This is a genomic window from Microcystis sp. LE19-41.2A (genome assembly GCF_027530405.1).
Classification (GTDB): Bacteria; Cyanobacteriota; Cyanobacteriia; order Cyanobacteriales; family Microcystaceae; genus Microcystis; species Microcystis aeruginosa.
On record NZ_JAPZQJ010000181.1, the window covers coordinates 1 to 26,502 of the forward strand.

At 49.5% G+C, this 26,502-nt stretch carries 22 protein-coding genes, 1 tRNA gene and 1 pseudogene; 12 read left to right on the plus strand and 12 right to left on the minus strand.

The features are described from left to right. Positions 1 to 166 precede the first annotated feature (166 nt). The 5 genes from O9290_RS07920 to O9290_RS07940 form a co-directional block, all read right to left on the minus strand. A complete protein-coding gene (locus O9290_RS07920) occupies positions 167 to 2,143 on the minus strand; it encodes a hypothetical protein (RefSeq protein WP_288056889.1) in 1,977 nt (658 codons plus the stop codon). A gap of 72 nt (positions 2,144 to 2,215) precedes the next feature. Continuing rightward, on the minus strand, positions 2,216 to 3,499 hold the full coding sequence (locus tag O9290_RS07925) for a hypothetical protein (RefSeq protein ID WP_288086888.1): 1,284 nt from the start codon (positions 3,497 to 3,499) through the stop codon (positions 2,216 to 2,218). A 24-nt stretch (positions 3,500 to 3,523) separates the two neighbouring features. Then, positions 3,524 to 4,471 carry a hypothetical protein gene (locus O9290_RS07930; protein WP_288059918.1) on the minus strand — a complete coding sequence of 316 codons (948 nt, stop codon included), beginning with the start codon at positions 4,469 to 4,471 and terminating at the stop codon, positions 3,524 to 3,526. Between the two features lie 34 nt (positions 4,472 to 4,505). Continuing rightward, positions 4,506 to 5,537 (minus strand): hypothetical protein, encoded by a 1,032-nt coding sequence (locus tag O9290_RS07935; protein WP_002757673.1) that lies wholly within the window; start codon positions 5,535 to 5,537, stop codon positions 4,506 to 4,508. A 782-nt stretch (positions 5,538 to 6,319) separates the two neighbouring features. Beyond that, a tRNA-Leu gene (locus O9290_RS07940) sits at positions 6,320 to 6,402 on the minus strand. Between the two features lie 73 nt (positions 6,403 to 6,475). Here O9290_RS07940 and lgt point away from each other — a divergent pair. Then, complete coding sequence (lgt, locus tag O9290_RS07945; RefSeq protein WP_288059919.1) at positions 6,476 to 7,327, plus strand: prolipoprotein diacylglyceryl transferase; 852 nt, start codon at positions 6,476 to 6,478, stop codon at positions 7,325 to 7,327. A 12-nt stretch (positions 7,328 to 7,339) separates the two neighbouring features. After that, positions 7,340 to 8,290: a branched-chain amino acid ABC transporter permease gene (locus O9290_RS07950; RefSeq protein ID WP_002757675.1), complete on the plus strand. Its 951-nt coding sequence runs from the start codon at positions 7,340 to 7,342 to the stop codon at positions 8,288 to 8,290. 6 nt (positions 8,291 to 8,296) lie between these two features. On the opposite strand, the gene O9290_RS07955 is transcribed toward O9290_RS07950, so the two are convergent. From O9290_RS07955 to O9290_RS07965, 3 genes are all read right to left on the minus strand, one after another. Beyond that, positions 8,297 to 9,295 (minus strand): Gfo/Idh/MocA family protein, encoded by a 999-nt coding sequence (locus O9290_RS07955; protein WP_288059920.1) that lies wholly within the window; start codon positions 9,293 to 9,295, stop codon positions 8,297 to 8,299. Between the two features lie 272 nt (positions 9,296 to 9,567). After that, the gene (locus O9290_RS07960; protein WP_002757677.1) at positions 9,568 to 9,843 is read right to left on the minus strand and encodes a hypothetical protein; all 276 of its coding nucleotides are present in this window, start codon (positions 9,841 to 9,843) and stop codon (positions 9,568 to 9,570) included. Positions 9,844 to 10,231: 388 nt separating this feature from the next. Next, on the minus strand, positions 10,232 to 10,780 hold the full coding sequence (locus O9290_RS07965) for a DciA family protein (RefSeq protein WP_288059921.1): 549 nt from the start codon (positions 10,778 to 10,780) through the stop codon (positions 10,232 to 10,234). 270 nt (positions 10,781 to 11,050) lie between these two features. On the opposite strand from O9290_RS07965, the gene O9290_RS07970 reads away from it, so the two are divergent. From O9290_RS07970 to O9290_RS07980, 3 genes are all read left to right on the plus strand, one after another. Continuing rightward, positions 11,051 to 11,941, plus strand: coding sequence for a hypothetical protein (locus O9290_RS07970; RefSeq protein WP_288059922.1), 891 nt, complete (start codon positions 11,051 to 11,053; stop codon positions 11,939 to 11,941). A 22-nt stretch (positions 11,942 to 11,963) separates the two neighbouring features. After that, the gene (locus O9290_RS07975; RefSeq protein ID WP_002757680.1) at positions 11,964 to 12,620 is read left to right on the plus strand and encodes a PspA/IM30 family protein; all 657 of its coding nucleotides are present in this window, start codon (positions 11,964 to 11,966) and stop codon (positions 12,618 to 12,620) included. Positions 12,621 to 12,827: 207 nt separating this feature from the next. Further along, positions 12,828 to 13,604, plus strand: a complete 777-nt coding sequence (locus O9290_RS07980; protein ID WP_079206128.1) for a PspA/IM30 family protein — start codon at positions 12,828 to 12,830, stop codon at positions 13,602 to 13,604. Between the two features lie 513 nt (positions 13,605 to 14,117). Here the strand turns inward: O9290_RS07980 and ssuD are convergent. The 4 genes from ssuD to O9290_RS08000 all read right to left on the minus strand — a co-directional run bounded on the left by ssuD (position 14,118) and on the right by O9290_RS08000 (position 18,970). After that, complete coding sequence (gene ssuD, locus O9290_RS07985; protein ID WP_288059923.1) at positions 14,118 to 15,236, minus strand: FMNH2-dependent alkanesulfonate monooxygenase; 1,119 nt, start codon at positions 15,234 to 15,236, stop codon at positions 14,118 to 14,120. Between the two features lie 146 nt (positions 15,237 to 15,382). Further along, positions 15,383 to 17,401 (minus strand): LysR family transcriptional regulator, encoded by a 2,019-nt coding sequence (locus tag O9290_RS07990; protein ID WP_288086890.1) that lies wholly within the window; start codon positions 17,399 to 17,401, stop codon positions 15,383 to 15,385. Positions 17,402 to 17,404: 3 nt separating this feature from the next. After that, positions 17,405 to 18,454, minus strand: a complete 1,050-nt coding sequence (locus O9290_RS07995) for an LLM class flavin-dependent oxidoreductase (protein ID WP_288055981.1) — start codon at positions 18,452 to 18,454, stop codon at positions 17,405 to 17,407. A 273-nt stretch (positions 18,455 to 18,727) separates the two neighbouring features. Continuing rightward, positions 18,728 to 18,970 (minus strand): hypothetical protein, encoded by a 243-nt coding sequence (locus tag O9290_RS08000; RefSeq protein ID WP_125730319.1) that lies wholly within the window; start codon positions 18,968 to 18,970, stop codon positions 18,728 to 18,730. Between O9290_RS08000 and sfnG the strand changes: the two genes are divergently transcribed. From sfnG to O9290_RS08035, 7 genes and pseudogenes are all read left to right on the plus strand, one after another. Next, positions 18,969 to 20,066, plus strand: a complete 1,098-nt coding sequence (sfnG, locus tag O9290_RS08005; RefSeq protein WP_288086892.1) for a dimethylsulfone monooxygenase SfnG — start codon at positions 18,969 to 18,971, stop codon at positions 20,064 to 20,066. The genes O9290_RS08000 and sfnG overlap by 2 nt on opposite strands. Positions 20,067 to 20,105: 39 nt before the next feature. Beyond that, positions 20,106 to 21,614, plus strand: coding sequence for a sodium:solute symporter family protein (locus O9290_RS08010; protein WP_288055976.1), 1,509 nt, complete (start codon positions 20,106 to 20,108; stop codon positions 21,612 to 21,614). 20 nt (positions 21,615 to 21,634) lie between these two features. Then, positions 21,635 to 22,150, plus strand: a complete 516-nt coding sequence (locus O9290_RS08015) for a hypothetical protein (protein ID WP_288055974.1) — start codon at positions 21,635 to 21,637, stop codon at positions 22,148 to 22,150. 40 nt (positions 22,151 to 22,190) lie between these two features. Then, complete coding sequence (locus O9290_RS08020; protein ID WP_288055971.1) at positions 22,191 to 23,405, plus strand: SfnB family sulfur acquisition oxidoreductase; 1,215 nt, start codon at positions 22,191 to 22,193, stop codon at positions 23,403 to 23,405. A gap of 78 nt (positions 23,406 to 23,483) precedes the next feature. Continuing rightward, complete coding sequence (locus O9290_RS08025; RefSeq protein ID WP_016514572.1) at positions 23,484 to 24,530, plus strand: hypothetical protein; 1,047 nt, start codon at positions 23,484 to 23,486, stop codon at positions 24,528 to 24,530. Between the two features lie 47 nt (positions 24,531 to 24,577). After that, on the plus strand, positions 24,578 to 25,159 hold the full coding sequence (gene ssuE / locus O9290_RS08030; RefSeq protein WP_012265981.1) for an NADPH-dependent FMN reductase: 582 nt from the start codon (positions 24,578 to 24,580) through the stop codon (positions 25,157 to 25,159). Positions 25,160 to 25,244: 85 nt separating this feature from the next. Next, a pseudogene (locus tag O9290_RS08035) lies at positions 25,245 to 26,468 on the plus strand (bifunctional 3,4-dihydroxy-2-butanone-4-phosphate synthase/GTP cyclohydrolase II); the annotation flags it as partial. Positions 26,469 to 26,502: the final 34 nt, after the last annotated feature.

Sequence of the window (26,502 nt, forward strand, 5' to 3'; positions counted from 1 at the left end):
AATCCTTATCTGGCAAGAGACTTAATTGATTAGTTCGCTCTAGATAAAAAACAATTGACAAAAATCGCTAAATGCCTTTCTCTATAAGGGTTCCATCCCTTATAACCCCCGTCCATTGCATAACACAAACCGAAGAGCCAGTTTATGAATCGGTGATCAATAATTGTCATGGCTTAGTTAATGGATTGTCATTAACTAAATCATCAAAATCTTCAGCAAGATTTTGGGCTGACTCGCCTAGTTTAGGACTGAGCTTATCAGCAACAATCTTCAGGCTTTCTTCGTAGTTACTGGGTAACTCAAATTTAACTTCAAGATCGATTGGGTTATCATCTTCTTGTTTCCCTAAAGCTCTCTGTAAAGCTCGATTAATTAGGCTGTTCATGACATTAAATACTCCTGATACTGAGTGGTTATTGTTTGAATTATTCCATCGAACATTCCTAAATGGTATGCACGACGGAGCCATCGTTTGCACCAGATTTTCCCAACGACCTTCCATGTCTTTTTGAACTTGTAATTCTTGGCAAACTAAGTCTCTGATTGTTTTGTCATTGTTAGGAAGTGCTGCTAGTACATTCGTGTCAGAGGGTTCATCGTTTCCAGAAGAAACATAAAGATCCTTGCGAATCTGCAAACAACTTTGATAAATGAGATGATTGAGGTACTGTTGGGAATTACCCTGTTCGCCAGGTAATAAACCGTCGTCATTCGCGGTCTCATTTTCTAGGAGACAGCGACCTCGCTGAGGGTTTCCAATACTTTTAGTAGGAAATAGGAAAACATCAACGATGTAGCTATAGGCAACTGCCCGTTTTTCTGGCGATTTCTTCAGAGGATCGTTAGTATCTTGCGTCCCCACAGCATAGAGGTCGATCGCGCGATCAAGATCGTAAAGAATTTTATCGAGAACGATTTGGCAGAGAACTGTTTTAGAAGTACAGCCACATTGCAAATAGCAGTCCAGTTTATCCGCAAGCTGATTGCGCTCAATGATCAGCCGTAGCAGCCTTTCTTCAGCTTCATCAAAGGCGGACATCCCATACAGGCCATAGAACAAAATCGGCGGTCGGGCAATCCGCAGCAACCGGAATCCACCGGATGGCTCGAAACCATCCACAAAAAGCTGCAAAGCTTCCAGAAAAGCAGTCAGAGGTGGAGCAGCAGGATAGATCAAGTTCTTACCAACTATGACTAGGCGGCGCAGGCGTTCGACATCCAACTGTGCTGTTGCCCCTAATTGGCGCAAACCGGCGACACTACCCTGACCAGACCTTTGAATGAGCGCATCCATGACGCGACTTAACTCGCCTTCAACCAGGAGAGCGCGAAGATCGCCTTGTCCCTGTTCTTCCAACCGTTGGAAAAGCTGGCGGTAGGCATCGATCCCTCTGGGCCATTCGTTGGGAGCATAAGCCTCTTGAGTTGCCCCGACTAAATTCCGCAGGGCATAGATAACAGCATCCCGGCGCACTTGTAACTCGCTATAGGGAGCCTGTAAGAGATAACGACCGCCGAAGCCGACATTAGAGAGTGCTTCACCCATCATCACAAATAAGACGGAAGCCACTTCATCCAAACTCTGAGCGAACTTGCGATAGATGAGGCTCATGGTAGGAGTCAGCGCCCCAACCAGCCGCGCCAGGCGAGCATAATCCCCCAAGGTGCGACGGATGCCGAAGGTTTTATCCCGCTGTCTGGGATCGAGGGCAAAACGAGCCGAATTCACCCCTTCCTGAATGGCAGAACGAACTGCCATCGCCCAGCCTTCCAATTCTGGGGTCACGTCCTTGAGGATGGAGTTGGTGGTCAGTTCCTGCAAATCCCGCTCCACATCATTGATCGCTTGCTGCATTTCTGCATCGGAGGATGTGGGGGCTTGCTGCAGGGGCATCGGTGTACCAGAAGCCAAAAGAAAGGGAACTCCCTCCGCCTCCTTGTTGATGGCTAATGCTCTAGGATTGTTTTTATAGCGGTTTAGTAATGCCTCTGCTATCTGTTTGGCATCATTGGGATCGCTGACTTTTAATTCTCGCCGCAGAAGATTATCCAACGCCATACGAGAACTACTGTTCGCCATCAGGCCATTATTTTTGGCCATGGCACTACTATAATTAAACGGATTGCCAGATGAAGTGTTCATAATTTATCAGGGCAAGGAAAAAAGGTGTTGGGTTTTTTTCAGTGATCAGTTATCCCCTATATTCCTAAGTTTTCAGAGCAAAGCGGCTTGTATTTCTTTAAAACTGGGTGAAGATGGGGGAATAGGGGAGGTAAGATGATTAATAACCCGATTGGATAACTGACGGGCGGGAATTTGACCAGTAGCGAGGGCATAACTAGCGGCGCTGACCAGAAATCGCGGCGGTAAATCGGGGGGAACCCCTCCTTGAACTAATTGTCTAGCACCGGCTTGAATCGCTTTTTCATCATCTTCAGAAAAAGGAATAATATCGGCCAGGGCCTGTTGGGCGAGATTGCGACGGGTTTGATAGGCAATTTCATCCACCAGATGGGGAATCAATAATTCCGAGGTGGTTAACAGACGTGCCGGCAGACGGTGAAAACGATTAGGGTTATAGAGTTGCTGCCAAACCGAGCGTAGGCGATCGCCTTCTTGACCAAATCCCATCCGTCGCAACATTTCCGCTAAGATCAAAATTCTCAGATATGCCGTCGGGTGCGCTCCTCCAGGACGATAGGTAAGGGTACGGGGAGCGGGATGAGCCAGAAAAAGTGCCATTCCCCAGGCTGCGGCTGGACCGGCTAATAAAATCGCCGCTAAATCGGCAAAAACTTCCTTATGCCAGCGTCCGTAGATGCGAGTAATACTGGGGTCGCCACTGGTGCCGAGAATGCGACGGATCACCGCTTGACGATTTTCCTGCCAGATACCCAGATCCGCTTGCAGATTGTGGGCTACTTCGTGGATAAAGACCGGTTGCCAAGGATTATCTCGATCCCAAGGAATGCGGATAATCGGGAAGGGATTAGGTTCTCCCAAAAGACGAGTCAGCAAAACTCCACGACGCATGGTAGCAGGTGAGAAACCGTGTTCCATATAACACAAGGGTTTGAGCATCGGTGCGCGAAATAACCCCGGAGAGGACTCGCGAACGGCCCGATAACAATCGATCGCGATCAGATCATGGGCGGCGAGAGCGGCGGCAAAAGAGGAACCCCTTTGACTAAAAATTTCAAAAAATAGGCCAAAACTACGGCGAGCGCGGTCAATTTCCCGTTCTACCAGTGCTATATCGATTAAAACTCGCTCTATCGGTGACTCGTTCCACGTCCCTTGTAGATGCTGAAGACGACGTTGAATTTGGCGATCAATCTTAGCCAGACGTTGATTAGCTGCCCGAAAATGGTCAGGAGAGGGAGCGTAGGGTAAATCTTGGGGGCGAATCCCCACGGAAGCATAATTTACCCTGACTAGACGACGCGCTCGCGCCGTTAGATCTAAAATTTTATTGTGTAGAAAAGCTCTCGTTCCCATACTGCCCCCATTGCGGTTGGTTGCCTAACTGCCTTGAATCCGAATCGTTACCGGTCCGCGCAGACGATAGCTATGGCTGCGGCCGCAGGTGGGGCAAGGTCGTCCCCCGGACATTGATCGCCGGCCGGGACGGGATCTGGTAGTGAGCGGACGGGCTAAACGGCGCACGGTGCGAGGACTTTGGGCGACTCGGGCGGCGGCACGACGCACGGCAGGAGCCACAGATCGGGCGGGTAAACCTCTTTGGGCAACGGTACGACTAACACCGCGCACAATGCGAGGCACGGCTCTAGCGGCGGCCGGCCCTTGACGACGGGCGAGGGTGCGTGTAGCTTGGCTGACACTACTGACCAATTGCCGGCGAGTTTGCCGCGGTAGTCGCGAGATATTGGGCATAGCGGTCCGCAGGGCAACGGCGGAAACAAAGGGAGCGGCCGCATCGATCGCATCTTCCGTCTCGGCCAGGTCAAATAAGTCCTCCAAAGCCTCAAACTCATCGGCCTCATCAGCCAAAAGTCTTCCGGCCACGTTGGCAATACGTCCGATTAATTGCGCTTGCGGTAGGGGAATCATACTGGCGATCGGTCCGACCACGCGGGCTACGGAACCAATTCCCCGGCCCACTCTTCCAGCAACTTGTCCGACTCTGCGTCCCACATTGCGAGCGATGCGTCCCAAGCGTCGGAAAAACTCGTCCGTGTCCTCCTCGGCCAGGGCATCGGCCAGGGCATCCTCCAGGGCATCGAAACCAGAATCGTAGCCCTGTTCTCCCCAGTCTTCCATCTCGTCAAATCCCTGACCACTGCGGATTAAACCACCGATAAAGGCATCATCATCGGCTTCGGCCAGATCGTATTCCCCGAATTCATCCCCGGCATCGTAGCTATCGTAATAGTCGCCCCTTTGGGCGGGGCCTTCCACTTGATCGTAAAACAAGTCATCCATGACATCGGTTTCAAAGGCTTGATACATGATTTTTCTCTCCTAATTACAAGGGCAGAAATAGCTATAGGCGCGTGATCATAATTTCCACCGGTCCTTGTAGTCTTAGGCGCTGGGGCAGACCACCGCGACTGGGGCCGGGGCGAACAGAAGTTCTTCTCATCCCCGGGGCGGGACGGGATAACTGCCGTACTAAACGGGGTTGCGCCGCCACTCTCGCCCCGGTTTGTCGGATAGCTTGCGGTAAGCGACTGGGGGATAAACGACGACGAGCGGCGGTTTGTCCGACACTCTGAGCTATCCTCGGCAAAGCTCGCAGGGCAGCCGATCCCTGACGGCGGACTAGATTTCGAGCCACTTGGGTGGTACTGTGAACGATCTGACGACGGAGAGGACTACTGAGGGCGGCACGGCGCAGCACCGGTCTAACCATAGTGCGGGCCGCCATACCAGCTAGTACGGGTAAAGCCTCATCTAGCTCCTCATCGGCAAATAAATCGGCTAAGTCTTCTAGGGCATCCAATTCATCAAAGCCCTGGGCGGCATACTGTTGCAGCAGCGGCGCTACTTGCCCCAAAATGCTGGCCAAGGGATTGGCAGCGCGTCCGGCACGTCCCGCCACTCGCTGCACTTGGCCTGCCACTCGCTGCACCTGTCCAGCTACTCGTCCGGCAGTTTGGACCGCCCGTCCCACCCCCCGGGCTACCCGGCTGGCAGTGGTGGCTCCCCGACGGGCTGCCCCCGCCACCCGGCTAATTCCTCCTAATAATTGTCGGAAAAATTCATCGCTGTCTTCCGCGTCTAGGGCATCGGCAACGGCTTCTTCTAGGGCATCCCAATCATTGACTCCGCTATCGATGAGGTAATCATCGCCGAAATCTTCCCCTAATTCCGCCTCGTATTCGTCTTCTCCCAGAAAGCCCTCTCCTCCCAGATCTTCCCATCCTAATTGGTCTTCGCCAAAACTGTCTTCGGCTTCAAATCCTTCAAAACCTTCGCTTTCCATACCTTCCCAAGCATCGAAGGCTCCCTCATCGGCAAAGGAGGAATTAGCGGCTAAGTCCTCCATAACATCACTTTCAAAAGGCTGATCCATATAAGTACCTTCCTGAGCGCAAGTAGTCGCTAAAATGTCGATAAAATTAAGAACAATTTCGACAGGATTAGGTCTGACCTAACCTTGTCTGTCTTCTCGTATTCCACATCGAGAGCTAGAGCGAGATCTTGCTAAGGAGTATTTTGCTATCTAGCTCTCTATTACTGTTTAGGATAGATTGTTCCTCTCCCTCTTACCAGTCACACGATCTAGGTCACTTATTTGGTGTAACTCATTTAAGGGACGTTGTACCAATTTCAATAGTCGTGACTGACATCTGCAAGCCCAATTCTTCTCTCAGAGCGTAATTGCGCCTTAGAATAGACCTCTTGCAAAAATCAAAAATTGTTGTGAGGGTTAGGAGTCAGTAGCCGGTCGTCAGTAGTCAGGAGAATTAAGAATGAATAATAATCAATTAAATGCTCTATTTAGTGATTTGATGCAATTTTATGCCTATTTTTCTCATTTTTGAACCATCAAAAATTAATTATGCAAAAGTAATGACCAACTAAGTCTGTCATTACTTTTGCAAAATGATATTAGACTTCCTCTAAAAAATTTTAAAACCTCTGGTTGAGTCAGCATTGTCCGAGTCAGCCGTCAAAAGGAAAAAATACAGATCAAAGAGTTTTTGAACTGACAGAAACCTTATTTATCGGACAAAATGCCTGAATTTACTAAACCGGGAAGTCTCCTCTCTCCTGAATCGGTAAGAAGTCTTTGTTTTGAGTTGTCGGTCGTCAACACCAAATTAGGTTACACTTCATCGACCCGAAGGTTAATGCGGATGGAGGGACTCGAACCCACACATCGAAAAGATACTAGAACCTAAATCTAGCGCGTCTACCAATTCCGCCACATCCGCAAATATGTCAGCATACCTCATCATAGCATAAGATACTATAGGAAAGATAAAATTTTTTATTCTTAATAATTTTATGCTCTTAGGTTTTGTCTTTCAGTCCCCCGGCCCGATCCTCTGGGAGATCGGACCGATTTCGGTGCGCTGGTATGGATTTCTCATCGCTATGGCGGTATTATTGGGTGTCACCCTCTCCCAGTACCTCGCCCAAAAAAGAGCGATCGATCCCGATTTAATCGCCGATTTGGCCATTTGGTTAGTAGTGGGGGCCATACCTGCAGCCCGTCTGTACTATGTTCTCTTTCAGTGGCAAGAATACGCGCAAAATCCTGCTGATATTATCGCCATTTGGAAGGGAGGTATCGCCATTCACGGGGCAATTATCGGGGGTTTGCTGGCAGCCCTAATTTTTGCCCGCATTAATCGGGTTTCTCTTTGGCAATTACTCGATCTGGTGGCCCCTTCAGTTATTCTCGGTCAAGCGATCGGACGTTGGGGTAACTTTTTTAATTCGGAAGCTTTTGGCAGTCCGACTAATTTACCTTGGAAGTTGTTTATTCCTCCCGCTAGTCGTCCTTTAAAATATATCACCGTCGATTATTTTCACCCCACCTTTCTCTACGAATCTCTCTGGAATCTGACAGTTTTTGCCCTACTCATCTATCTATTTTTCTGGGGTTTAAAACACCCTAGTAAATTAAAAATTGGCACCCTTACCCTAGTCTATTTTATCGCCTACAGTCTAGGTAGATTCTGGATCGAGGGGCTACGCACCGATAGTTTAATGTTTGGGCCTCTAAAAATGGCGCAAATAATTAGTTTAGGAGCGATCGCTATCGGTATTTTCGGGTTATTCTGGTTATATAAACTGCAGCGTCCTTTACCGGATGTGGTGGCGACCGTCAGTTATAATCAAAAGTTACCCTAGCTAACCCTGACAATGGATCTAGTAACGATTTTTCAACAGGTTTTAAACGGTTTATCGATCGGTAGTGTCTATGCTATTTTTGCCCTCGGTTACACTTTGATTTTTTCCATTTTAGGGATTATCAATTTTGCCCATGGCGCAATTTTTACCCTCGGTGCCTATTTTACCTACGCTCTAGCGGGGGGAGTTTTCGGGTTTAATGGTTTATTGGCTAATGCCAAATTACCCTTTTCCTTACCCTTTTTTTTAGCACTCTTGCTAGGCTGTATCCTTTCAGGTTTCACCTCGGTTCTTCTGGAAAGATTGGCCTTTAAACCCCTCCGGGTACGGGGTTCCGATTCTCTCTTAACTCTGGTTTCTAGCCTAGGGGCAGCCGTGGTGATTGTCAATGTCATTCAATACTTATTCGGGGCAGAAATTTATACTTTTCCCGATGGGATTTATGGCAATCTTCCCCCCGCAATTAATTTCGGTACAGCCGATCGCCCCGTGGCAATTCGCACAATTCAGATTATTATTTTTCTGGTTTCAGCAGTTATGGTGGCTTTGCTAACTTATTGGGTTAATTTCACCAAAATGGGCAAAGCTTTACAAGCGGTAGCTGAAGATGTCACCACGGCCAGTTTGTTGGGGATCAATCCCGAAAAATTTATCGTGATTACCTTTTTTATTAGTGGTGCCTTGGCAGGTTTAGCAGGAACTTTAGTCGGTTCTAGTGTTAGTATCGCTGGCCCCTATTTCGGTATTGCTTTCGGATTAAAAGGTTTAGGAGTGATTGTTTTAGGGGGATTGGGAAGTATCCCCGGAGCAGTAATCGGTGGTTTATTATTGGGTATTGCCGAAGCTTTTGTTCCCGCAGAATATTCCGGTTATCGAGAGGCGATCGCTTTTGCTATTCTCTTTATTATGTTGTTAGTTCGTCCCCAGGGTTTACTAGGCAGAAAGTTAATTCAAAAAGTCTAATTCGGTTTAATTGTCTGCGAGAAAAACTGTTTTTCCCGACAAAGAAGATTGATAGGCAGCGTAGGCCACTTCTAGGGCATAAAGACTGGCTTGGGGAGTAACATAAAGAGGAACCCGATCGAACAGATAATCTAGCACCATGGCGGTATCTTTGGCAAAAAGACCGCGACGGGTTTCCACTTCTAAAGCTTGGCTACCTTCACTATTAATTAACTGCCCTGTTTCCCCTTCAAAAATTAAGCTGCCCCCCTCGCCATGAATAGTGAAAGTTCGCTCATTTTGCCAAAAAACGTCCCCTTTACCGTAGGTAACTTCAGCAATTAAGCCATTTTTAAATAATAACTGCGCCTCACACAAACAGGCTAGAAAATAATCGGATTCCGGGGCATTCCAATAACGACAATGACAGGATACGGACTCCACTTCCCCAAATAAATTAGTAAAGCGATGGATACGAGAAAGGGCAGCGATCAAAGGAAAACCGAATAAATCCCGATGAAATGTCCAGCGCCGGGGTGCCGGTCTGCCGGGGGCGATCGTGGTATAACGGGCTAGGTGGATATTGCCGAGGGTGGCTAAATACTGCTGTTGGGTTTGATGCAGTCCCCCCAAAAGTTCAATATGTTCGACGTGCAGTAATTTCTTCTCGGTTTCGGCTAGGGTGATTAATTCTGCTGCCGCTGCCGGGTGGAAAGCCAGGGGATACTCGACGATAACGTGCTTACCGGATTTTAAAGCAGTACGGGCGATCGAGGCATGGGCCTGATTAACGTTGGCAATGACAATCAGATCGAGATCAGGATGACTGGCCAGGCTTACTGCCGAATCTAGGGCAGAAATTTGGTATTTTTGCGAGAAATTAGCGATCGATTCGGCACTATTACCGCTAACATACAAAAGCTGGGCGCGATCATCCGCTTGCAAGCTTTCAGCGCGACGTTGAGCGGCGAACCCTGTGCCAACTATACCAATTTTTAGGGGACGATGAGAAGTCATCAGGGGCATTCTGGCGACATTAATTATCGGGAAGTGGGGTGCGGGGTGTGGGGTGCGGGGAGATAGGGAGATAGGGGAATTTCAACTAATACCCCAAAACCCTAAAACCCCAACTCTCAACTCCTGAATACTTTCTACAGCAATTCTGCTTTTCCTAGCTTTATCTTTACAATCAACTCATATATTATCCCAAAAATAGCGCCCGAAAAGATGTGCAGGGGTGAATTCAGATTTTGAATGGGCAAAGCCAATTTTTGGCTCCTGTTTAGGACCTAGAGCTTCTAAACCGCGATCGGTTGTCGGGGAGCATGACGACGAGGGGAAACCACCACGGGAGTGGGCGACACTGCACAGGTTAATTCTAGAGACTGTTCTAAACTAACCACCCGATTGAGTTGTTGCCATTCAGCACTAAAAGGAGGCATCGCTAGAGCGCAGGCTTTCCAATGAGCTTCGACGGGAACATCTAGTTGTTGACAAGTGCCACCGCGCCGACCCTGGGTTTGATAGTATCGGCAGTATCGACAGGAAGAGGTAAGAAAGTTTGCGGCTTGCATGGGTTAGCTTTAAAAGGAAGATGATTATAGGGAACTCAAGGGATGACTCTCTTTTCGCTCTGTGTAATATTGTCCTACCCTGTGCCAAGGGTATTTTCCTGACTACCATAGCTAGGACTGATACGCCATATAGTTTTTAGTGATCCCCAAAAAAAATTTTGTTTTTAGAATCTTTTAATAGTTACTTTGCAAAAAGCAGCACTGTCTCAAAACAGAGGAGTTAAACTCAGTTGTGGCCGAGGTTATTGGGTCTAGTATCAGCAATAACAGAACGGGGATCAAGCCTTAGCTCGATAGAATTGATGAATACAGGTTCAATTAAGACAGAAAAGATCGGCCAATTGATTCCCGACTCAAAACCACTCTTTCCACAAGACTATAAAAAAATTTAATCTTTTACCCCGCCCGACTGGGCAAAACAAAAAGCACAACATTGCCAACGCTCAAGCTCTCCGGAGGGACTGGGAGACTGACAACGAGGACAAATCGGCCAAGATCGGGTTCTATGAACTATTTTCTGGCTCCAACTCTCTAAACTGTCCGGTTGCTGGGGATTTTCTGGCGGTTTTTCCGGGGTGACATAACTAGGATGATCTCTCAGGGATTTAGGTGCGATCGCTTCTGGAGGAATTAACTGACTATCTTGCTGCCAACGGGCAGCAGAAAAGCGGATATCGCCCAAGGGAGTCTCTAACTGACTATTAAGCCGTTTTAATAAGCTATAGCGTTGTAAAGACAATTCCTGGGCTAAAGCGGCGCTACTGGTAGCCACCGATAAAACCCCGCGATTGAGGGAAAAAGGCCGGGTTTGCTCCAGCAGACGGGGATTAATAATTTTTGGCCATAATTGCAGCACTTGATCATACTGGCGATATTCTTCCCAACCCACCTGTTGAGTAATAGCCGCCAAAATTTTGTCAAGAGAATGTAAAGACATCTGGAAAATCTAGAGAGTACCACGTTAGACTAGGACGAAAAAACCCCTAAGTAGCTGGTTATAATTAAATCAAAAATGGATTTTAGGTTCGATCCCCCCTTCCCCCCTTGATAAGGGGGGCGCCGATAGGCGGGGGGATCTACCCTTGATAAGGGGGGCGCCGATCCTCCCTTAGTCCCCCCTTGATAAGGGGGGTTTCTGATAATTTTTAACGCCTACCTACTTAACCTTTCAGCATAACCTTTAATAACCCCGCCCTAGTCATCTGCCATGAAATCTGATCGATCCCCATCCTCCCAAGATTTGCCTCTCTCGATCGTCCATCAACCCAGTTCAGCTATCGATCCCGCTCAGGAACCAGAATACCTAGAAGCTTCTGTCATTAACGTCTATCCCCAAGCTAAAGATGTCTTTTTTACCCCTTGGGGTATCCGGGCAATGGTGATCTTTTTGATTGCTAATAGTCTCCTCAGTCTCAATCAATGGTTAACCAGCACCACCCCCACCCCGAGGAAAGCTGAGAATTCCCCCCGCGAGCAGCACCAAAATAACTCCCGCCACCTCGATCGATTGATAGCGATCGCTCGTCCGGTACAGAAAACTCCTCAAACCAGTCCGATCGCTAATATTCCCGCTCCTCCTGTTAAAACTAGCCCGATCGCTAACATTCCCGCCCCACCAGTGGTTCAGAGTCCCCCCACCGCCATAAATCCGACTAATGCCCTCTTACCGCCCAATCCGCCACCATCCCCAATGCCGGCCCATCAATTACCCGTCAGTAAGATCAAGCAATCTTTACCGGTCGCCCCCCCGGACCCCAGTACCCCTCCAGCATCTTCCCTAGTTTCCGCACCACCACCGCCACCGCCCCAAGTCACCCCCGCCCCCTCGACCGCGATCATTAACGAACGAATGTTGGAGGAATTGCGTCAAAGAGAAGAATCACCCGCTAATTTACCCTTTTTTCAACGGGAAAAAGCCCGTCGCTTGGCCAATCAAAACCCACAGGAGGCGGTGGAGTTAATGAAACAGTTACCGCCAGAATTACAAGCATCCCCTTCTCCCAGTAGTCCGGCACCTTCAGAAACAGCCGATCCCTCCCAGTCCCCCGTCCCTAGTTCTATCATTATTGATAGGAGCGGCACTTCGGTAAACTATTAGGGTTCCTATCGGGAGGACGGCAATGGGTTTGTTTGATCGCATGGGCCAAGCAATTCGCGCCCAAGTCAATAGTCTGATTCAGGAAAATCAAGATCCCGAAAAACTGCTGGAAAAGGCGATCTTGGCGATGGAAGGGGAATTGATGCAAATGCGACAAGCCCTGGCGGCAGCCGTCGCTACCCAGAAACGTACCGAGCGCCAACGACAACAACAGGAAAAAGCGGCCCAAACTTGGCACGAACGCGCCCAATTAGCCCTACATCACGGTAACGAGGAACTCGCCCGCCAAGCTCTCAGCCAATGGCAAACCTATCAAAGTCAGATCGCCCCCCTACAAACCTCCCTGCAACAACAGACGGCTATTATACAAAAGTTAAAGAAAGAACTCTTGACAATTGAACGCAAATATGCTGAGATGAAAGCACAGAAAAGCCTTTATGTGGCCAGATTGCGATCAGCGAGTGCCAGTCAAAAAGCCCAAGAAATTATGGGCAGTTTGAACAGCAGTCAGATGGGAACTATTTTCGAGAAATTAGAAGCAAAAGTCTTAGAAGCCGAATCCCAAGCCGATTTAATCGGGTATAAAGACCCCTTAGAGCGACAATTCCAAGATTTAGAGGGACAAAAACAAATTGAAGCGGAATTACTCAAGTTAAAACAAGAAAACTTGGATGGGTGATGTGGGGTGTGGGGTGTGGGGTGTGGGGTGTAGGGTGTGGGGTGTGGGGTGTGGGGAGAAAAAAGCTGTCTCCTGACTCTTGACTCCTAACTCCTATCCCCTATCCTAGCTCTCGTGGTTTATATTGGATAATAAGCCGTTAGGCAAGATAGGAAATTTTAAGAACAGTTAACTGATTTAGTACACACCGAGAGGAACAAGAGCGTCATGGGTTTATTCGATCGCCTTAGCCGAGTTGTCCGAGCTAACCTCAATGATATGGTGAGCAAGGCTGAAGATCCAGAAAAAATGCTGGAGCAAGCTGTCAGTGAGATGCAAGAGGATCTAGTACAGGTACGTCAAGCGGTCGCTAGAGCGATCGCCGAACAGCGACAAACGGAACAAAAATACAGCAAAGACCAGTCAGAAGCCAATAAATGGGAACAAAGGGCCAAATTAGCCCTTGCTAAAGGGGATGAAAATCTCGCCAGGGAAGCTCTTAAACGCAAGAAAGATTGCACGGAAACCGCCGCCATTCTCAAAAATCAACTGGATCAGCAAACGGTACAGGTAGATAGTCTGAGAAAAAACTTGATTGCGCTCGAAAGTAAGATTTCTGAGGCAAAAACCAAGAAAAATATGTTAGTAGCTCGCTCCAGAGCCGCAAAAGCTAACGAAGAACTCCAAAAAACCCTCGGCAGTATCAATACCAGTAGTTCCGTGGGTGCTTTTGAGCGCATGGAAGCAAAAGTTATCGAGTTAGAAGCCAGTAGTCAAGCTTACGGTGAATTGGAGGGCATTGGCATCGAACATCAATTCGCTGCACTAGAAGCGGGTAGCGATGTGGATGATGAATTAGCAATGCTGAAAGCACAAATGTCTGGCGGAGCATTACCCCCCAGCACAACTTCTAGTCAACCCACTTTACCCCAAGCAACCACCGTCAGGGATTCGGCAGTGGATGCGGAATTAGAGGAATTGCGATCGAAGTTAAAAGAACTGTAAAACTTTGAGAGCCTCGAGACGTATTATCTATGGTAAGCTAAACGGCGCTTAACCTGCATGATCCAATAGCTATAACCCTTTTGGAGTCTATATCGGTGATCCGAAGTAAAAGCCGTTTAGCTTACGTCTCTATTTATTAACCCACATTCCGCACCCTCAACTGTCACCTAAGCTGTCCCCCTCCAGAAACTTGAGTAAAAATACTTAGCTGGTGAGGGTTTTCTCGGTGGCCGCTAGGGGGGTCTTGAGACCCCTAATTATGAGAAAATAGGAATTGTTGGAAAACTTAGGCGAGTGGACTGTTCGACCATGAATCATACTAAATCCGTTGGGCAGGGCTAGGAATTATGGCTCTTCGGTAGATACTATACTGGAGACGGTTTGTGAATCTTACAAGTCTTATCCATCAAGAGTTTCAGAATCATAATCACCCCGTCTGCATAAGTCTGCATAATAAGTGCCGAAGAACCAACCATTATTACTTATTCCACAGATTTAGAACACTAGCGGAAATTAGATATGGGCAACGATCTCGCCGAAAGGAGCGAGAACCTGAACGGGTTGGGGTCGGATCGGCGCGCTCTCTACTGGTAAACGGGGAAACAACAGTTCGGCGGCCCGGTAGGCTTCCTCTAGATGGGGATAACCGGAGAGAATAAACGTCTCGATACCGAGATCTCGGTATTCGAGCAGACGGCGCGCTACCGTATCCGCATCCCCCACGAGAGCGGTTCCCGCTCCCCCGCGTACCAAACCCACCCCGGCCCAGAGATTTGGGCTAATTTCCAAGGCGGCGCGACTGCCGTTGTGCAATTGACTCATCCGCCGTTGCCCTTCCGAGTCCATGCGCGCGTAGGCGTTTTGGGCGGTAGCAATCGCTTCCTCGTCTACATAGCGGATCAATGTCTCCGCCGCCTCCCACGCTTCGCTGGCCGTTTCCCGGACGATAACGTGTAAACGAATGCCGAATCGGAGCGTCCGACCGCGGGCTTCGGCTAAACGGCGCACGGTGATGATTTTTTCGGCCACTGCGGACGGGGGTTCGCCCCAGGTCAGATAGACATCGACGTGTTTAGCGGCAATCTCGTGGGCGATGGGCGAGGAGCCACCGAACCAAAGGGGTGGGTGGGGCTTCTGTAAGGGGGGAAACAGGACTTTTCCCCCCTCGATCCGCAGGTAATCGCCTTGAAAGTCCGTGTTCGGTTTCGATAATAGTTGTCGCCACACCGTTAGAAATTCATCGGTTAGACGGTAGCGATCATCATGATTTAAATATACGCCATCTCCCGCCAATTCCACTGGATCGCCTCCCGTGACGACGTTAATTAGTAAGCGCCCCTCGGAAAGGCGATCAAAAGTGGCCGCCATTCTCGCCGCCACCCCAGGAGAAACTAACCCCGGCCGCACCGCCACGAGAAAGCGCATCTGTCGCGTGTGCGTGACGAGGGTGGAAGCGACGATCCACGCGTCCTCGCAGGAACGCCCGGTCGGTAAAAGCGCACCCGTGTAGCCTAAATCGTCTACGGCACGGGCAATCTGCAACATGTATGCGAAAGTAACGCTTCTCCCGCCGATCGCCGTTCCCAGATAACGTCCGTCGCCGTGGGTCGGGATAAACCAGAGTAATTGCATGGTCGGTATCCTTCGTGTAGAAATAATAACACATTAATTCTAGCGAAATATTGTTTTTTAAAAAGTATCATCTGGACGAAAATTTCTGTTACCATTCGCTCGGAATTTGACAGGTATAAACGGGTATCAAAGTATATCAAAAATTTTTATAGAACTTGAGCGTACCGATTAAATTTTTCCTCTGGAAAATAACCATTAGAGAGTTGGCTCGAAAAAGAAACCTGATGGAAATGGTAATCTAGTTCGAGTAAATTATAGACTAGCCGTAAAAAATAATCGTCCATCCAAAAATCTACGTCAAATAATGAGATACCGTATTGTCCATCTAACCTACGATTGAGGGTTTTTAATAGCCAAGACCATTGGGGTTTTAGGGTGGGATCGGTGTGGTTTCCAGAGGCAGGAGCGAAGAACTGAAATACCCGATCAGGACAAACCCATGTTACATCGTTTAACAACTTGATCGCTCTTGCGGAATCTGAATGAAACCAATGATTGGCGATTACCAAGTCGTGTAGGTAAGCGATAACAAGTTTGGGGTTTTCTTTGAGAAACCGCGATCGACAAACAATGCCTCTAAGGGAAGGAATTCTTAAACCGAAATTTTGATCTAGGGGTAATTTTTTGGCTGAAACGTATTCTTGAAAAATAGAAGTAAAAGTATCACAACATACATAGGCATCTATTTGCTTTTTTCTAAAGCTCATACTTGCCGTATGTGGATCTTCATTAACCAAGTGACAATCTCGACTGATCTCCAGTCCGTACAGGTTAAAAAGAGTGATAATAAATCGATGCGCGTTGGAACCAAATAAGGTGGAAATACGTTTGCCTCTTAGTTCTGGGACGGTGGCGATTGGAGAGTCTTTAGGAAGCAGAATCCTCAGATCTTCACCGAAAATATTATAAGAGGCAATCCCGATTAGTTTAGAACCGAAACTGAGATTGTTAAAAAACATAGTACCATTGTTTAAAAGAGAAATATCGTCTAAAATACAAATATCTAAATCTCCTCTTTTCATTTGTTGATTCATTTGTTCACCACAAGCGAATTCAACGATCTGTAAGGTAAAATTTCGATCGATCTCGATATTTTTCTGAAAAATTGGTTGTTCGTTGGACTCTCGCTGTAGATCGAAAACATATTTAACTCCATAGCTGGCGATAAACTGTCCGATCGAATCCCGTTGAATTCCAACTCTGAGTATATTTTCCGTTGGCAAAGTATCGCTGGCAAAAATAAGATTCGGTTGCGGGGAAATTGCTAAATCATCCTGATCGAGGCGAAAACTTCTAACCAAACTTTCTCCTAATATTAATAGCTCGCTAAAATGAGGGACGTGCAGATAGACTCCATATTCGTTGACATCCTGTATAGGTATTATCGATGCTGGATAATTCAAGAGGGAATTAAATTGGCAAAAATCAGGCAGGATAGTTGATTTATGGCTTTTTTGCACAGAATCGAGAAGTTCTTGATAACTTTCAATGATTCGTACATCCCTTAGATAGTTTAAGACAACTTGATTTTTACAAAGCTCTTGATAAATTTCATCTAAAAGAACCAAGTCGGTTGGGTTTATATCTGAGATTTTAATCAATTTTTTGCTAGGAAATAGATCATTCTTACCGAAAGAAATAAGTTGGAAGCGGTGGGTAGTTAGTCTAGTACAATGATGTTTATCTTTATAAGCGGAGAAACTGTTGAGCAGAATATCAAGGTTTTTGGGCGAGGATTCGGCCAATAAACCTTGAGCGGATAGGGAAATCTCTTGAATATTTCGACTTGGAAAGCAAAGCCGAAATCGTCGCCAGTAATGTTTTAACCAGACTTCTAAAATTAAAGGGGTAGCACCGAGAATTAAGTCTTCTCCGTCGGCACTTAAGGTCAGCTGAAACTCTCGTTGAAGGGTTTCCACGGTTTCTATCACCTGAAAGGTTTCAGAAATTAGCTTTCTACCCTGATTGGTTAGTTTGATCGAGCCAGGGGAGCGATTAACCAGCAATACTCCAAAATAATCCTCTAATTGCTTGACTTTTTTGCTAATTAATGATTGACTATAGCCCAATTGATAGGCCGCTTTAGAAAAGCTACCAGAATCATCGACCGTCTTGAGAATTTTCAGGTGATTTAGGGTAATGTCTTCCGAGGTAATTCGACTCATAATTCACCGAGAAATTAAAGGATAGGGGTGTGAGTATCGATCGATCACCTGTTGATGAAAATAGAGAGCATCTTCCCGGGTGGATTCAAACTTGAAGATAATCAGGTCAACCCCGATAGATTCGTAGTCTCTCAAGCGACGGATCACCGTCTGTGGATCGCCGACAAATCGAGCCGAGAGGCCAAGATTTGCCTCGATCGTTTGACCGATATCTAGTTTATTGTGGGCTACTGCATTGGCATCGATTTGTTGTTGGAAATAACGAATTTTTCGAGTGTCGGCAGCGCGATAAATCTTGTCTAGTCTGGACTCGGCTTCGACCGTGGTAGGGCGGACAATGGCGAAAGCGCTCATCGCTACTTGAATCTGCCGTTGATAGCGATCGCTCGCCCAGCGTTTTACCTTCTCCACCAGCGCGGCCGTTTTTTCCACATCATCCGCATTAATAAAAAGATAATCCCCCAAACGAGCCGCTAGATCGATCGCTCGTTCCGATTCTCCCGCAATAAAAACGAGAGGAAGCGGTGTCGGTCGCTCGGCTAAAATGCCCTGGGTGATCGTGTAATATTTGCCCCGATAATTAAAATCGGCAGTCGTCCATAATCCCCGAATAATCTGAAGATATTCTTCTAATCTAGCGTAGCGATCGCCGTGGGCGAGCCAAACATCACCGTAGCTTTCCACTTCTAGTTGCCACCACCCCGCGATCCCGCTCAAACCGAACCGGCCTCCACCGGGTTGATTCTGGAGAGCGGCACTGAGCTTGGCCACCACGGCGGGCAATTTAAACCCCGGTTGTACGGCCGTGACGATTTTAATCTCTTGGGTCGCTAAACTCACCGCGCCAGCCGTGAGCCAAGCGTCAGTTACGTCATGATCCGGCCCGTGTACCGCATTGAGATAGTGTTCGGGAATGTAATAGAAATCATAGCCCACTCGATCGGCTTGAACGGCCAACTCGACCAGATCGGAAATCGACCAATTTCTCTCCGGGTTAATCACTCGCAACCATCCACCACAAACGGGTGCCCAAATTCCAAACTGAAGCGGCATAGGTGTTTTCCAATACCCACGAGGGAGACGTGTTTTTTAGGAGCCATCACTCTATCATGTTCCTTCCCCAGAAGCGTTATTTTTCCTTATACCGAAATTCCTCTTGTCTATCACGATTTGGAATATCAGGTATTGAGGTTCGATTGGAGTACCCCTGGAAGACGCACCGTATTCCAAAATGGCATAGAAAAAGTCAATCGGGGTGTATCAAACTACGACGTCATCCTTGAGTAGTGATTACACTGAAAGGCAATCAACTATATTTCGGTCGAATTACAGTAGTTCTCGGCTCCAGGCTTGAGAGAGAGCGAGTTTTGACCCCGATATAGGTAACTCGAATCTTGCTAGAAACAGCATTCTAAAGACTTGAGTTAGGGTGCTTGGCGATCGCCAAAAACGGGATCGCTCCTCCAGACGAACACGAAAGAGATCGTCCGAAATGACCGTGTACACTGGATTCTTGCGAACGGTGAAGCGGTCGAACCAATAGTTTCCATCACGGAGTAACCGAATCATGGTAGATATTAAGTTCGCTTACTGGGTTCCCAATGTTAGTGGCGGGTTAGTGGTGAGTAAAATCCCGCAAAACACCGATTGGACCTACGATTACAACGCTTGGCTGGCACAGACTGCCGAAGAAGTCGGGTTCGAGTACGCGTTAGCCCAAGCCCGATTCATCGCCAGCTACGGCGCGGAGTATCAACTAGAGGCCTTTGCCACCGTCGCCGCCCTAGCCCCCGTAACCAAGAAAATCACCCTAATCGCCGCCGTCCATCCCGGTTTATGGCATCCCGGGGTCGTCGCCAAAATCGGCTCGACGATCGATTTCATTTCCAAAGGTCGTTTCGCCCTCAACATCGTCAGTGGCTGGTTCAAGGGTGAATTCACCATCTATGGTGAACCTTGGCTCGATCACGATGAACGCTATCGACGCTCCGAGGAATTCATTCGCATCCTCAAGGGACTGTGGACAGAAGACGAATTCCACTTCAAAGGGGATTTTTATCGCATCAACGGCGGTTGGGTCAAACCCCGCCCCGTTAATAATCATCCCCATCCCGAAATCTTTCAGGGGGGTAACTCCAAAGCCGCCCGACAGATGGCCGGTCGGGTATCGGACTGGTATTTCATGAACGGCAACTCGATCGAGGGAGTCCGCGAACAGATCGAGGAAGTTTCCGCCCTTGCCCGTCAAGCCGGCCGTAGTATCAAGTTCGGTCTCAACGCCTTTATCCTCGTCCGTGATACCGAAAAAGAAGCCCACGAGTTACTGCGGGAGATTATCGCTAAAGCCGACAAAGAGGCCGTGCAAGGATTTGGCGAAGCAGTCAAACAAGCAGGTTCCGCCACCAGTGAAAAAGTGGGAATGTGGGCCAACTCCAACTTTGAAGATCTAGTACAGTACAACGATGGATTCCGTACCGGACTGATCGGCACAAAAGAACAGGTAGCGGAAAAAATCCAGCAGTTTCACGCCGTGGGGGTCGATTTGATTCTCGGTGGTTTCCTGCACTATACGGACGATTTACCCGCCTTCGGTCGCGAGGTGATCCCGCTCGTGCGGCAACTGGAATCCCGTCGTTCCCCCAGAGAAGAGTTCGCCCTGGTTTAAGCGAAAGAAAGAAATACACAAGGAAAAAATCAAATCGTAATGGAAGGGATTAGTTTCGCTCAGGCAGCTCTACTTGGACCGATCGAGGGAATTGTCACCCTGATCGCGTTAGGTCTGGCTATGTTGATTGTTTCCTACTACGCTAAGTGGAAACTGGTAAAAAACACCCACGATTTTGTGATTGCCGGTCGCAAGCTGGGTTTAGGATTCGGGATTGCCGGCTTGCTTTCCGTCTGGACTTGGGTGATCGGGATTTTACTGCCGATCGGAGTCACCTTTAAGTACGGATTATCGGGCTTATTTTGGTTTACCGTCCCCAATGGTGCGGCGGTCATTGCCGTGATTCCCTTTGCCAAAAAGTTACGGCGATTGATGCCCCACGGTTATACCATCAGCGAGTTTATCTCCGCTCGTTACGCGGGAGCAAAATTGGCTCGCGTGGTCGTAGTCGCTGGTATCCTCTTCGGGGCGATCCAAATTGTCACAGTGAATCTCAAGGGAGCATCCCTGATGGTGGCCACGATCTTCGGTCTTCCGGAGGGGGTAGTCGCAACCATCTCCTCGATCGTCATTCTCCTGTACATCAGTTTAGGGGGACTTTGGGCATCCATGGCTACTTCTACCTTGATGTGTTTGCTGATTATGGTTCCCTCTGTCCTGGTCACCACGGCGGTCTTAGGCCAGGTGGGAGGGGCGGAAGCCGTGTGGCACACCGTACAGAGTCAGGGCGGCGAACTTCTTTCGGTGACGCGACCGGATGCCTTCCAGAATTTCGGCTTAACCTTCGCCCTCGCGCTGATTACTGCCACGATCGCCGGACAGGAATTCTGGCAGGTGGCTTGGGGGATCAAAGAACGGGAATTAGGCAAAACCTTTTTCTGGGGTGGGGGACTCTACTATGTGGTCGCCCTCTGTCTAGGGGTAGTAGGGCTGGTGGGCATCGCGCTCAAGGTGGATCTGGCCCGGGATCTTGGTGGTGATCCCGCCGCCTTGGGTCCTTTTTTGATTTCCCATTTAGGCTTGCCCGATTGGGTGATCTACCTGTTCGTGATCATTGTGCTGTCCGCCTGCTATTCCACCTGTGACGGCACATTGGCGGCGGTTAGTTCGGTTTCTGCGGTGGATGTGATCAAGCCCCTGTTCCCCGCTATTTCCGATCGCTCCCTCTTCGCTTGGACGCGGTTTTCGATGGTCTTAGCGGCGGGAATTTCGGTGGCGGTGGTGCTATCGGGAATCGATCTGGTGACGCTGGTACTGGGGACTTCCATCATCCGCGCCGCCGTTCTCGTACCCCTGATACTGTCGATCATCTGGTCGCGAATGAATGCCACGGCCTTTACCGCCGGGACGATCATCGGTCTGATTGCCGGGGTTTTCGCCCTCGCCAAGTTCGGCGAGGAGATCGGTACCTATACGGTAGTCGCAGTCAGCACGATCGTCCCAATTGTGATTGCCTTGACCAATTCCCGACGCTTCGATTACACCCAACTACGTCAGGCACAGGATCTATCCGAGATACCGGACACTTCTTCTGTCGCGCTGCGATAAGTTTTCACAGAATCACGATCATGAATAGTCTCTTGCAGATGATACCGCCCTCCTTGCGGACTTGGGCGAAGCGGCTCGGCTATTTCCTGGGCGGCACGATGCTCACGGTTTTCTATGCCGGAGCGGTTCCCGCCCAAAGTCTCCCTAGTCGTCCCCTAACTCAAAATCCCTATTCCCCGACCACCATTATCGCCGGTGTTATTGCCGCTATCATCACGATTTTCTTTCTGCGGGGAATGTATCTCGTGTTGACCTACGCTTCGGCAACCTATGGACTCGAAGAGGAGGAAGAAGAGGGGAATCTAGAAGGGAGCCAGGAAAACCATGCCTTACTCTATGGAGCCTTCGGTTGGATTATCGGTTCGGCTCTGATCATTACTTCCTACGGATTCGGCTGGAGGTTCTTGTATATCGGCCCGATCGTCTGTTTGCTCGGCCCTCTCGTTCCCATTTTCGCCATGAACCGCGATATCCAGAAATACCGGCAAGTTTTGGCCCGTAGGGCGAGATATCAGTCCTCGCGCTCTCTGTATTAAAAGCTAGGCCACTCTATCTCACAGTCTAGGAGTAGTAACCATGACCACGTTAGTAAATGTTGAAACGGAACCGACCGCCCATCTGATTCAAGACGATCGAGAAGCGATCGCTGTGGCCAAAGAACTGGCCGCAGAATTTCTCCACGAGGATTCCCTCCGCGATCGCGAACGCCGTCTACCGGTGGAAGAGGTAAAAAAATTCTCGCGCAGCGGGCTATGGGGGATCATCGTTCCCAAGGAATACGGGGGTGCGGGCGTATCCTACGCCACCCTAGGGGAAGTGATCGCCATTATTGCCGAAGCGGATTCTAGTTTGGGACAGATTCCCCAGAATCACCTCTATATGGTGGAAGCGATCCGGCTCGACGGTACGGAGGAACAGAAGCGATTTTTCTTTGACTTGGTACTGCAAGGCAAACGGTTTGGGAACGCCTTCTCGGAGATCGGCACCAAGTCAGTGACGGACGTGCAAACCAAATTAACTCGCTCGGGCGATGGCTACGTTCTCAACGGACGCAAGTATTACTCCGCCGGCGCCCTGCTGGCCGATTGGATTCCCACGATCGCCGCCGATGAGAACGGCAATACGATCGTCGCCTTTGTGGAACGGGACGCGGAAGGCTTGACTCTGCTCGATGATTGGACGAGTTTCGGTCAACGCACCACCGCGAGCGGCACGACGATTCTCGAAAATGTCCTGGTGAAACCGGAACACGTCATCCCTCACTATCTAGCTTTTGAACGGGCGACCCCGATGGGTGCGGTGGCACAGATTATCCAAGCGGCGGTAGACGTGGGCATCGCCAAGGCCGCCCTGCGCGATACCCTGTATTTCGTCCGCAACCATACCCGTCCCTGGGTGGATAGTAACCAGGAGAAGGGTTTTGAAGATCCCCTGACTCTCTACAATCTGGGCAACGTGATCCTACAAATCCACGCGGCGGAAGCCCTACTACGGCGGGCCGGGGAATTTATCGACGCGGCCTATGAATCCGGGTTAGAGGAGGCGAAAGTAGTGGAATCGTCGATCGCCGTCGCCGAGGCCAAAGCGATCGCCACGGAAGCCTCCCTACTGGCCACCAATAAACTCTTTGAACTGGCCGGCACGAAGTCCACCCTAGAGGAATTTAACTACGATCGCCACTGGCGCAACGCCCGCGCCCACACCCTCCACGATCCGGTGCGCTGGAAATACTATGCGATCGGCAATTACTTCCTCAACGGTGCCAACCCGCCCCGCCATCCTTGGCTATAAGTCTGCGGGAGGAAGGGGAGCGCCCTCCCTCTCCTCCTGATTTCTACCTTCGATCGGTCACACTACTGTAGAGGAAATATGAGTGTTGCCCATCCGCTCCAGAAACGGAATATCTGGAAAAATCAACCCTTTAAGGGACTCTTGTTCATCGGCATTATCGCTGTGGTCAGTCTGGTTTTTGAACTGATCTTCACGGGCCTATTCGCTCTAGATGTAAACGAAAAATTAGTTTATATCACCCTCTGTTTTGTCTGGTGGTGGCATCTGGGTTTTTCCCTAAATGGCTATCCGGGTTCTCGATTTTTTTCCCATCGCTTCGGACGGGGAACCGTTAATTTAGCGATCTTGCTGCTGTTGGTCTATCTCACTGGAGAAGCGTGGAAATTTATCTTCACCCCCGCCCGTCTCACCGATACCCCCGTAGGTTTGTGGGGACAAACCGCGATTGTTGCCGCCTGTGCCAGTCTGTTCTTTTTCGATAACACGATCGTGGCTTCCGAAGAACTCCAAGACCGACATCCCACCAGTGGATTTCTCAACATCTTTTTTGCCGTTTTTATGGTCGCTCCCGCCCTCACTTTTCTACCGCAGCTCTGGGGATTAAAACCGTTCTATATTCCTTGGTACTGGTATCCCCTCTCCACGGTATTCGGTAGTTTTTTCGATCGCTGGCCGCTCGCTCAACTGGGCCTAACCATGCCGCGTCTGGGCTTTCGACCTACCGGGGCGGTATTATTTCTCACCCTCCTGATGGCGTTTTTTCTCCGGCTGGCGGGGATGGATTTATTCACCACGGCGACCGGCCCGACCTTCGCCGCCATCTGGACAACGGTGGGTTTGGGTTTACTCTGGCAATTCAATCTCTGGCCCTTTCAAGGACTTGCCCAACCGGCCAAGGGAATCATTACATCGGTGATTAGTTTGGTCATCTCGCTGATTCTTTACGCCGCAACGGAAGTCCTCTTCGGTCGGGCCAATATCCGACCGGGACTGTACTGGTGGTTCGATATTCTCTGGGTGCAGGTGTTTCTCATGGCCCCGGGATTGTACGACGGGATCGGACTCTGGCAAAGTCGCGCTGAGATAACCGCTGATCGCCCTGCCGAAGCCGTATCTCGTTCCTGATCCGCGAGACCGTTATTACCCATTATTACCAATCTAGGAGATTTACCATGGCGAATATTCTCTCGATCGCTGGCAATCCCACCGCTCCTTCTAAAACCTACGGATTCGTTCAATACGTCAACGAACTCCTAGAAAAAGAGGGATTTCATACCGATACGATCGCCGTGCGGGACTTCTCGCCGGAAGACCTCATCTACGGACGCTACGATAGTCCGGCCCTAGAACCGATAAAAGCTCTACTAGGACAGGCCGACGGGATTATCGTAGCCACCCCGATCTACAAGGCCGCCTACACCGGACTGCTGAAAGCTTTCTTGGATTTACTGCCGCAGGGGGCGTTCGCCAACAAAGTGGTACTGCCGATCGCCACTGGCGGCACGATCGCTCATCTACTGGCGATCGATTATGCCCTCAAGCCGGTTCTCTCGGAACTGAAGGCGCGTCACATTCTCGGCGGTATTTATGCGATCGATAAACAATTGCAATTCCAGGCCTCTGGCCAACTCCAACCCGATGAGGAGATCGGGCAAAGAACCCAAGAGGCGGTACGGGATTTCGTCGTTGCGGTGAACCTACATCGAGCGGCCACGAAGGAAAAAACCCCTACCCCCCTGCCCGTACATACATAAAAGTGTCAGCTTGTCAAGATTCCTCTGAACTATTTTTATGAGCGAGCCTACCCTATCGATTGCCTCTTCCTCTCGAATCATCACCCTGGCGCGACGGAACCCGGTCGAACCGAGGTTTACCCTGGTCGATCGGGCCCTCGATGCCCTACGATCTGGGCAAGCCATCGTCGTCGTGGACGATGAAAAACGAGAGAACGAGGGGGATTTAATCTGCGCCGCCGAGTTTGCCACACCGACGATGATTAATTTCATGGCTACCCGGGCCCGGGGGTTGATCTGTCTGGCCATGACCGGTGATCGCCTAGACGAATTGCAATTACCGCCGATGGTGGAGAAAAATGGCGATCACCATCAAACCGCTTTCACCGTCAGTATCGATGCGGCGCCCCACCACGGCGTTACTACGGGGATATCGGCGAGCGATCGCTCCCGCACCATCCAAGTGGCGCTTTCCCCCACCACTACCCCCGATGATCTCAGCCGTCCGGGGCATATTTTCCCGCTCCGAGCGCGAGCGGGTGGGGTTTTCGAGCGGGCAGGACATACCGAGGCGGCGGTGGATCTGGCTCGTTTAGCTGGACTCTACCCCGCCGGAATCATCTGCGAGATCCAGAACCCCAACGGCTCGATGGCGCGTTTACCGGAGTTGATGAGCTACGCGGACGAGTACGGTCTACCGATTATCCGAATCACCGATCTGATCCGCTATCGCGAAGGGGTAGAATCCTCGGTATCGCGGGAAGCGATCGCCCGTCTGCCTACGGAATTCGGCGAATTTAATATCTACGCCTATCGCGACCTCCTCGATGGTTCGGAAGCGACGGCGATCATCAAAGGCGATCCAGACAAATTCGGAGAGCGGACGACTCTGGTCCGAATTCATTCCCAGTGTTTTACCGGGGATGTTCTCGGTTCCTCCCGTTGTGATTGTCGCCAACAACTGCATATCGCCCTGAAATCGATCGAAACCGCCGGACAAGGGGTTGTGGTCTATCTTCCACAGGAGGGACGAGGTGTCGGTCTGATCAATAAGCTCAAGGCCTACTCCCTACAGGATCTCGGCCTAGATACGGTAGATGCCAACAGGAGGCTAGGATTCGAGGCGGACGGGCGTACCTATCGGCTGGGAGCGCATATTCTCAAGGATTTAGGGGTAGCCGATATCCGTTTACTAACTAATAATCCCCAAAAAGTTCAGGGTCTCCGAGATTGGGGGATCAACATTGTCGAGCGAATCCCTCTCGTCATGCCTCCAAACTACCACAATCAACAGTATTTGCTGACAAAGCGGGAAAAACTAGGGCATCTGTTGCCGTTTAGCTAGGGTTGGCTGAATAAATCTA